The organism is Candidatus Dadabacteria bacterium, from assembly GCA_026706695.1.
Classification (GTDB): Bacteria; Desulfobacterota_D; UBA1144; order Nemesobacterales; family Nemesobacteraceae; genus Nemesobacter.
The window spans coordinates 1-8996 of the sequence record JAPOYE010000032.1 but is presented as its reverse complement, the minus strand read 5'-3'; the positions used below and the strand labels follow the sequence as shown (position 1 = coordinate 8996).

Annotated in this window: 9 protein-coding genes; all 9 read left to right on the top strand. The window is 47.0% G+C overall.

What is annotated here, in order from left to right; translation table 11 throughout:
- The first annotated feature begins 298 nt into the window (after positions 1–298).
- Positions 299–1105, top strand: a complete 807-nt coding sequence (gene mreC, locus OXG10_02595; GenBank protein ID MCY3826258.1) for a rod shape-determining protein MreC — start codon at positions 299–301, stop codon at positions 1103–1105.
- A gap of 27 nt (positions 1106–1132) precedes the next feature.
- Positions 1133–1639, top strand: coding sequence for a rod shape-determining protein MreD (mreD, locus tag OXG10_02590; protein ID MCY3826257.1), 507 nt, complete (start codon positions 1133–1135; stop codon positions 1637–1639).
- The gene (gene mrdA, locus OXG10_02585; GenBank protein ID MCY3826256.1) at positions 1620–3425 is read left to right on the top strand and encodes a penicillin-binding protein 2; all 1806 of its coding nucleotides are present in this window, start codon (positions 1620–1622) and stop codon (positions 3423–3425) included. Before mreD ends, mrdA begins: the two co-directional genes overlap by 20 nt.
- Entirely contained in the window at positions 3409–4527 is a 1119-nt protein-coding gene (rodA, locus tag OXG10_02580; GenBank protein ID MCY3826255.1) for a rod shape-determining protein RodA, read from the top strand. The genes mrdA and rodA overlap by 17 nt, the downstream gene beginning before the upstream one ends.
- Before the next feature lie 124 nt (positions 4528–4651).
- Positions 4652–5470 (top strand): SCO family protein, encoded by an 819-nt coding sequence (locus OXG10_02575; protein MCY3826254.1) that lies wholly within the window; start codon positions 4652–4654, stop codon positions 5468–5470.
- A gap of 25 nt (positions 5471–5495) precedes the next feature.
- Complete coding sequence (coxB, locus tag OXG10_02570; GenBank protein MCY3826253.1) at positions 5496–6443, top strand: cytochrome c oxidase subunit II; 948 nt, start codon at positions 5496–5498, stop codon at positions 6441–6443.
- Positions 6444–6462: 19 nt separating this feature from the next.
- Positions 6463–8067: a cbb3-type cytochrome c oxidase subunit I gene (locus OXG10_02565; GenBank protein ID MCY3826252.1), complete on the top strand. Its 1605-nt coding sequence runs from the start codon at positions 6463–6465 to the stop codon at positions 8065–8067.
- A 21-nt stretch (positions 8068–8088) separates the two neighbouring features.
- Positions 8089–8706, top strand: coding sequence for a cytochrome c oxidase subunit 3 family protein (locus tag OXG10_02560; GenBank protein ID MCY3826251.1), 618 nt, complete (start codon positions 8089–8091; stop codon positions 8704–8706).
- Positions 8707–8719: 13 nt separating this feature from the next.
- The coding region (locus tag OXG10_02555) for a cytochrome C oxidase subunit IV family protein (protein MCY3826250.1) at positions 8720–8996 on the top strand (277 nt) is incomplete at its 3' end.

The following is an 8996-nucleotide window of genomic DNA, read 5'->3' as shown; positions in this document are numbered from 1 at the left end:
CTTAAGGAGGAGTGTTGGGCAGGAATCAGGGAATCTTGAGGTGAAAACCCGGAGTTTGTCTGCGAAAATTGCTTCCACCCCGGTATTACCCCCAAAATCCACTCACATGCACGGAATCACCGTGAGTCTTGATTTTTCCCCCTTGCAACCTGAATTGTTTTGTGTTATTCTGACCAAGAGGGATTTTTTGTTCTAGCATCCCCTAACTTCTTGCAGTGGCTGTTATTATAGCGTGGACGATGATTTTTTCGCCACTTGTGAGAATCAATTAAGTATTTCCGGCCGGAAGGGAGACTTAATGAAGAAGTTTTTTAGTAAAAACCAGCTATTTCTGTTCTTTATCCTCATAATTGCTCTAATTAATCTGTTGCCCGTCACTTTGGATCTGGCAAAAAGAGAAAATAATTACACGACAAAGTTAATGCTTAACATTAACTACGGTTCTGGCGCTTTCGCAAACTATGTCAAAGATGGCGTGAGATACTACTGGGACCATTATATCGACCTCGTCGATACAAGCGTTGAAAATTCGCGCCTGAAAGCGCAGCTGCAGGAAATGGAAGCACAAGAGTTAATGCTAACGGAAATAAGACTTGAGAATGAAAGGTTAAGAAGTCTTCTTAACTATAGAAGTTCCCTTAAGGGAGAAGTGGTGGGAGCAAGGGTCATAGGGAGCAGTCCTTCGCTGGTGGGGCCTAGTTTCCTTATAATAGACAAAGGGTCGTCTTCCGGAATAAACAAAGGGTCCCCGGTGCTTAACAACGTCAGGGCCATAGGAACCGTACACTCGGTAAATGAAAAAACCTCAATGGTAATGCTAATGACGAATCCCTCAAGCGTGACGGATGCAATTGTACAAAGGAGCCGTGTACGAGGTATAGTTGTCGGAGCGGGAAACCATTACGTTATGAAGTACATTGAGCAAGAGGATGATATTATAGTCGGAGACAAGATCATATCATCCGGAAAAGACAATGTTTTCCCGAAAAATATTGTTATAGGAACCGTAACAAGAATTAAGCCGGACAGAGGACTTCAAAAGGCCATCATAAAACCGGCAATCGATGTGAGCAGGGTTGAAGAGGTGCTCATACATCTCAATTAGCTCTCCCCAACTGGACCCAGTTGGAATATGATGAGAATAAACTTCTCTTTTCTTTTCTACCTACTCTGCTCTTTTCTTTTCATCATTATCCAGACATCGGTAATCCCGACATCTTCTCTGGGTAAGTTCACCCCCGATCTCAATCTGATCTTAATAATATGCTTGGTAATCAGAACCGAAATACCTTATCTGTTCACACTTGCCATGCTGAACGGGTTTTTAATGGATGTCTTTTCGGCCGGAGCTTTGGGGCTCCATACGATCACAAGATTCGCCGTGTTTCTTACTCTGCGAGTGGACATGCACAATCTTAATTACGACCGCAACAACCTCTTTTTCCTACCTCTGGCGCTTTTTATAGGAACCCTGCTCATGCACTTGCTGCTACTGGTACTGCTTCTGTTGAGACAAGACAGCGGACAGGCGGCATTTCTCAGTGTTGAGCTAGCTTTTTATCAGGCTATCATTAATACGGTGGTCGGCGTTCCGATAATAATGCTTCTGAGGAAATTGGATGGGATTCCTAAAACATAGATTCACAATAGCCTCATCCCTAATCGTGCTGTTTTTTGTCGTCTTCTCGGGGAGGTTGTTCTACCTCCAGATATACAAGGGCGAGGAATACAGAAATTTTTCGGAAAGAAATATCCTGAGGGCACTTGAACTTCCTGCGCCCAGAGGACGGATTTTCGATAGAAACGGCGAAAAAATTCTCTATAACAAACCGTCTTTTAACATACGAGTATTTCCGAGAGAAATAACGGATGTCGAGGAGCTCGCGGAAAAACTTGCGGAAATAATAAACGTGCCAGAGAAAGAACTCCTGAAAAAACTTCGGAAAATAGAAACCCTCAAAAGCTTCTATCCCGTTACAATCGCCAAGGACATAAGCAGAGAGGAGCTTCTTCTGGTCGAAAAAAACAAGGAAACGCTAGGGGGCATATTTCTTGAAGTGGGGCACAAGAGATTCTATCCGCATGGAGAGGCAGCTGCCGTCCTTCTGGGATACACAGGAATCGCCGACGCAGAAGAGGTAAGAACCTACGATCGGATCAAGGCGGGGAACGAACTCGGAAAAATGGGTGTCGAAAAGGTCTTTGACAGCGAACTCAGAGGAACAAACGGTCTTGAATACGTCATGGTAAACGCACACGGAAAGGTGATCTCAGACTCTGTTGCCACACTATTGCCAGCTCGCAAGAACAGGGAAATGGTCCAAGGAAAAGATATCCACCTCACTATTGACGCGCAACTGCAGCAGTTCGCCTATGACGCTTTGGGTAAAGAGAAAGGGGCCATAGTCGCAATGGATGTAAGAAGCGGAGAGATTCTGGCGATGGTAAGTCGTCCATCCTATCGTCCCGAGCACATCTCGAAGGAGCTTTCTCCTGAGGAAAGAAGAAAAACAAAAAAGAAAAAATCTTTTTCCCTTCTAAATCGCTCAACCCAAGGAACCTACCCACCCGGGTCAGTACTCAAAATAATCACGGCCTTTGCGTTGCTAGAGGAAAAAACTGCTGATCCGAAGTCGTCCGTATACTGCCCGGGCCATTATTTTATAAACAAGAAACGTTTTAACTGCTGGCGCGAAGAAGGCCATGGGGATATAAATCTCTACAAAGCGATTGTCGAATCGTGTGATGTATACTTCTACAAACTTTCCCAGAAGCTTGGCGTTGAGAGACTTCACACCTACCTGAAGAAATTCGGACTTGGAGAAAGAACCGGCATAGCACTGCCCGAGAAACGGGGACTGAACCCATCTAAGAAATGGAAGAGAAAGCACCTAAAAGAACCTTGGTACCCAGGTGAAACTGCAATTCTGGCAATAGGTCAGGGGTACGTTACCGCAACTCCTCTTCAGATAAACGTTATGACTTCCGCAGTAGCAAACGGAGGCATTATAGTCAAACCGAAGATAAGAAAAACGGATGAAGAAAAATCACCACGGATAACCGGAACAGTTCAGCGCCTTGACGCAAAATCAGTATCTTTCTTGAAAAAAGCGCTTTACGGCGCTGTAAACGAACACCAGGGTACCGGGATTTACGCAAGATCAAAGATCACATCCATCTCGGGTAAGACGGGTACGGCTCAGGTCGTGTCGGCAAAATTTGAGTCGACCAAAAAACGGTTCCAGGATCACGCCTGGTTCACATCCTACGCTCCGTCGGATTCGGCGGAAATATCCGTAACTGTCCTCGTTGAGAACGGGGGAAGCGGAAGCGTGGCCGCAGCCCCGATAGCAAAAAAAATCATTGAAACCTATTTCAAACTCAAGAAGGAACGAGAGGAAACTGGAATTGCCAAATCTGAGTAGACGCTCCTGGCTGCTGCTTCTGACTGCTTTGCTTTGCTTTGCGGGACTCATGAATCTCTACAGCATCTCGCTGTTGGCCGGCTTGGGCGCATTCAAGAAACAACTCATATGGGTTCTCGCGGGATTTCTGACTGTGGCAGCTATTAGTCGCTTAAGACCCATTACGCTGGAAAACCACTCGGTTGCTTTCTACCTGTTTTTCCTCGCGTTGCTGGGGTTGCTTTTCGTATTCGGGAAAACGGTATCGGGGTCCAGAAGCTGGTTCCAGATAGGCCCGGTCTCCGTTCAGCCCTCCGAATTTATTAAAATCGGCATAATAATGGTGCTTGCCAATTACTACGCAAGCGATGTGGCCGCAAAGGAAAATTACAATTGGGTCGAACTTCTCAAGCCCCTGGCTCTTCTGCTTGTTCCCACCGCAGCAGTAACCGCCCAGCCCGACATGGGAACCGCAATCACTATTCTTCTTATAGGTTCAAGCATCGTTTTGCTTATGGGAATCAGCAGAAAAGCGCTGCTTAGAATAATAATCATAGCGCTGATATCCATCGTGCCGACCTGGCATCTTCTGATCAAGGACTACCAGAAGGAGAGAATATATTCCTTCATGGACACTTCCACCGATCCTTTTGGTGTAAGCTACAACTCGATTCAGTCCCAGATTGCCATAGGTTCCGGCATGGGTTTCGGAAAAGGTTTTTCTCTGGGTTCGCAGTCTAACCTGAACTTTCTTCCCGCACACCATACGGATTTCGCATTCTCGGTGATTTCCGAGGAGTGGGGATTTCGGGGTTCAGTGTTCATACTTCTTCTGTATTTCTCCATAATTCTTTTTATTCTTAACATCGCAACATCCCTAGAAGACCGCTTTGCGATAATCGCATGCTTTGGAATCGCGGCCATGTTTTTCTGGCACGCCGTGATAAATATCGCTATGGTAACAGGACTTATGCCGATCATCGGCACTCCTCTTTTCTTTATCAGTTACGGCGGTTCTTCAACCCTCACTGCCTTCATCGGAATCGGTATAGTTCTTTGCCTGAGAAAAAAAATAAACAGAGCCCGAAAAACCCAAATAAGCGTAAAGAAAACGAATTCTTGACAGAGAATTAACATCAGATAGAATCTACGCCTATTTGAGGCGTGGGAAAGGGGAAGTTCCTCTCCCCTGAAGCCTCCAAACAATTATTTTCATTTAAGAAAACAGCCAAAAAACGGCTCCTTTCATGTGGAGGTTCTTCATTTTTCTCAGTGTTATGTATCTCTCAAGCACGGTTCCGGCTTTCTTCACATCGGACGTTCAGGCGCTTTCTAACGTAAACGACGTAGAAGAAATAGGTTTTGATGAGAAACTTGCGTCTTCCATAGATCTTGACACTGAATTTCGCGGGGAAAGCGGAGAAGCGGTAAGTATTTCCTCTTTTTTCGGGCAAAAAAAACCGGTGGTTCTGAGTCTCGCCTACTTCACATGCCCAAGACTCTGCCTTCTTGGGACAGACGGAGTTCTGGAAGCCATAAACCAGATGGATGCTTTCAGGCCGGGGAAGGACTACACCGTGGTGACCGTAAGCTTTGACCCGGAAGAACCCCTTGATGTTATCGGCGAGAAATCCGCAAGATACAAAAAAGCGCTTGCGGGCGGGGCTGAAGAGGCCAAAAACTGGCACTTTCTAACAGCGACTGCAGAAAACATACTGAGGCTTACCGATTCAGTGGGATTCCGTTTCAAAAAAGACGGCGAGGAGTTCGCTCATCCTTCGGGAATAGTCATACTCACGCCGGATGGGACAATCTCGCGATACCTCTACGGAGTTCAGTATGATCCCCGCAACTTCAAGTTATCTCTAATAGAGGCTTCCGAGGGAAAGATAGGTTCCTCGGAACTGCTTAATAAAGTGCTTATGTTCTGTTATCAGTTTGACCCTGTGGGGAAAAGATATGCGCTTGCCGCTCTTAACGTCGTCAAGGCGGGAGGAATGGTAACCCTTACGGTTCTCGTAGCGTTTCTCTGCCTGATGTGGAGAAGAGAAAGAAAAACCCATTAATTATTGCGGAGGTTGTAAATCATAAATGTCCACCTGGATACCGGAATCAGCTTCAAATCTCGCAGCAAGCGTTGATAACATAACCCTGTTCGTAACAATCGTATCAGTATTTTTCTTCGTCCTGATTTCGGCCGTACTCGTAGCCTTCTCAATCAAGTACAGGCGGAAAAGCGAGGATCAGGAAACCGCCTACATAACTCACAACCCGGTCATTGAAACCATCTGGACCATAATCCCGACCATACTGCTCATGGTCATCTTCGCATGGGGATGGATAGCTTTCAAGGAACTTCGCAATCCGCCTCCAGAAGCGATCGAAGTTAACGTCGTGGCAAAGCAGTGGCTTTGGGAATTTGAGTATTTCACCGGAAAAAAATCGCTGAATGAACTCTTCGTGCAGCAGAACAAACCCGTAAGACTAATAATGAGATCAGAGGACGTCATTCACAGCTTCTTCGTTCCGCAGTTCCGTGTAAAACAGGATATTCTTCCGGGCAGCTACCAGCAGCTCTGGTTCACCCCGACCAAGGTCGGCACCTTTGATCTTCTGTGCGCGGAATACTGCGGTTCCGGGCACTCGCAAATGCTTGCCAAGGTAAACGTCCTGAGTCCAGAGGCGTTCACAAGGTGGGAAAAAGGAGACGAACTTGAAGACGGGGCCGCCGTGGCGGCAATCAGCGTATCCCCGGCGGAGAGAGGAAAAGAACTGCATTCCCAGAGGGGCTGCCTTGCGTGCCACAGCGTAGACGGCAAGGAAGTCATAGGGCCAACTTTCAAAAACCTTTACGGGAAAACAGAAAAACTTGCAGACGGTTCATCGGTTCTTGTAGACGAGAACTATATCAGAGAATCAATTTATGAACCCCAGGCAAAAATGGTAGAGGGCTACCCGCCAACGATGCCTTCGTTCAAAGGTATACTGTCTGAGGATGAAGTAACCGCCCTTATCGAGTATATAAAGACGTTGAAGTAGCAATATCAAGGAGAAAAAGATGGCAAACGGAGTCATGACTCAAACCCAGCATATACCGTATTTAGCCCAGAAAGGTTTAAAGTCGTGGATTTTGACAACGGATCACAAACGCATCGGGATCCTTTATCTTGTTACGATCTCGTTTTTCTTCATGATCGCCGGCCTGGCGGCCCTGGGAATGAGATACGAGCTTATGACTCCCGAGCTTGACTTCTTCAGAACCGCAACGGAGTACAATGTAGCGTTCACGCTTCACGGTTCCCTGATGGTTTTCTTCTTCATCGTCCCGGGAATCGCGGCGAGTTTCGGCAATTTCCTGATACCGCTAATGATCGGGGCCAGGGACGTGGCGTTTCCCAGAATAAACCTGTTGAGTTTCTGGATATATCTTGTCGGAACGGCAATATTGCTTTCCGCGCTTGCCCAACCGGCTGACACGGGCTGGACATTCTACACTCCCTACAGCATTCAGACGGGCACCAAGGTAATAATGATAACCTTGGGAGTCTTCGTCCTCGGGTTCTCATCGATTCTCACCGGAATGAACTTCATAGTGACCATCCACAAGCTTCGAGCGCCTGGAATGACGTGGTCAAGACTGCCGCTTTTCATATGGGCATCCTACGCGACCGCTATATTGCAGTTGCTCGCAACGCCGGTTGTGGGAATCACGCTTCTTCTGCTTATAGCAGAGAGAGCGTTTGACATAGGCTTTTTTGATCCGGCCAAGGGAGGGGATCCCATACTCTTCCAGAACTTCTTCTGGTTCTACTCCCATCCCGCCGTTTACATAATGGTTATTCCCGCCTTCGGAATTATCTCCGAGATAATCCCCGTCTTCGCGAGAAAACCCATCTTCGGATACAAGGCAATCGCGTATTCAAGCTTCGCGATTGCGATAATAAGCTTCTTCGTCTGGCTGCACCACATGTTCGTAAGCGGCATATCGGAAACGGCAGCGGCAATATTCTCATTCCTGACCATGCTTGTCGCCATCCCGACAGCCGTAAAAGTATTTAACTGGACTGCAACTCTGTACAAGGGATCAATAGATTTTCACTCATCCATGTTATACGCACTGTCATTCATAGTGCTTTTCACGATCGGAGGACTGACCGGAGTTTATCTGGGGGCCTTGGCCGTTGACGTGCATCTGCACGACACGTACTTCATAGTAGCTCACATGCACTACGTGATGATAGGAGGAACCGTGATGGGATTTTTCGGAGCCCTTCACTTCTGGTATCAGAAGTGGTTCGGAAAGGTATTCAATGAACTGATCGCAAAAGTTGCGTGGTTCCTGGTTTTCGTAGGATTCAACGTAACGTTTTTCCCGCAGTTTTTCATGGGCTTCCAGGGAATGCCCAGAAGGTATGCGACATATCCTGAAGAGTACATATCCTATCATTCCCTTTCGACCTACGGATCATGGATACTCGGGCTCGGGATTTTAATAATGACCGTGAACCTGCTTATACCGCTCTGGAAAAAAGGACGGCCCGAATCGTCAAATCCCTACGGCTCCCTTTCTCTTGAGTGGCAGGTTCCTTCCCCGCCGCCACATGAGAATTTTGACGAAATACCAACTGTAACTGACTGGACTTACTCTTACGGGAAAAAATAGATCGGAGGCTAACGCAAAAAAATGAGCAGCACAGTAGAACACGCCGAAAGCCACGCGCACGGACACGGGCTCGGAGACGCCGTAACGCACAACGCGGCTAAATTCGGGATGTGGCTTTTCCTCGGAACGGAAATTCTTCTTTTCGGGGGACTTTTCGCGGCGTACGCGCTTTTCAGGGCCAAGTACCCGGATCTTTTCTACGAATCGCACAAGAAACTGGACGTGACTCTGGGCGCCATAAACACCATAGTGCTAATCTTCAGCAGTTTCACAATGGCTCTTGCGGTGTCGGCTTCGCAGAAAAGAAATAGGAAATGGCTGATGATACTGCTTTCCGTAACTTTCATATGCGGAGCGGCTTTTGGGGTAAACAAGTACTTTGAGTACAGTGCGAAGTTCCACCATCATATATTTCCTGAAACGAACATATTCTTCGCCCTTTACTTCATGATGACCGGACTTCACATGCTTCACGTGTTTGTGGGAATGGGCATAATTTTCGCCCTGATAATAATGGCCAAGCAGGGAAGATTCAAAGAAGGAAACAGATACACCCCGGTTGAGGTCGGAGGGCTTTACTGGCATTTGGTTGACCTGATCTGGATATACCTGTTCCCGCTATTGTACCTAATCGGGTAGACGGAGAGAGAAAATGAGCACACACGATCACACTGAGGAACATCACACCGGCCTTCGGGTATACACAATTGTATGCCTTGCACTGTTCGTCCTGACGGCAGTTACGGTTTACGTCGCGAAGTTCGATTTCGGCGACTTCAATATCGTCGTAGCAATGGTAATAGCGTCGATAAAAGCATCGATCGTCGCCCTTTATTTCATGCATCTTAAGTTTGAAGACAAACTTACGTGGATATACGCCCTATATCCTCTTTTCCTGCTTTTCCTTCTCATCGGGTTCACCATAATGG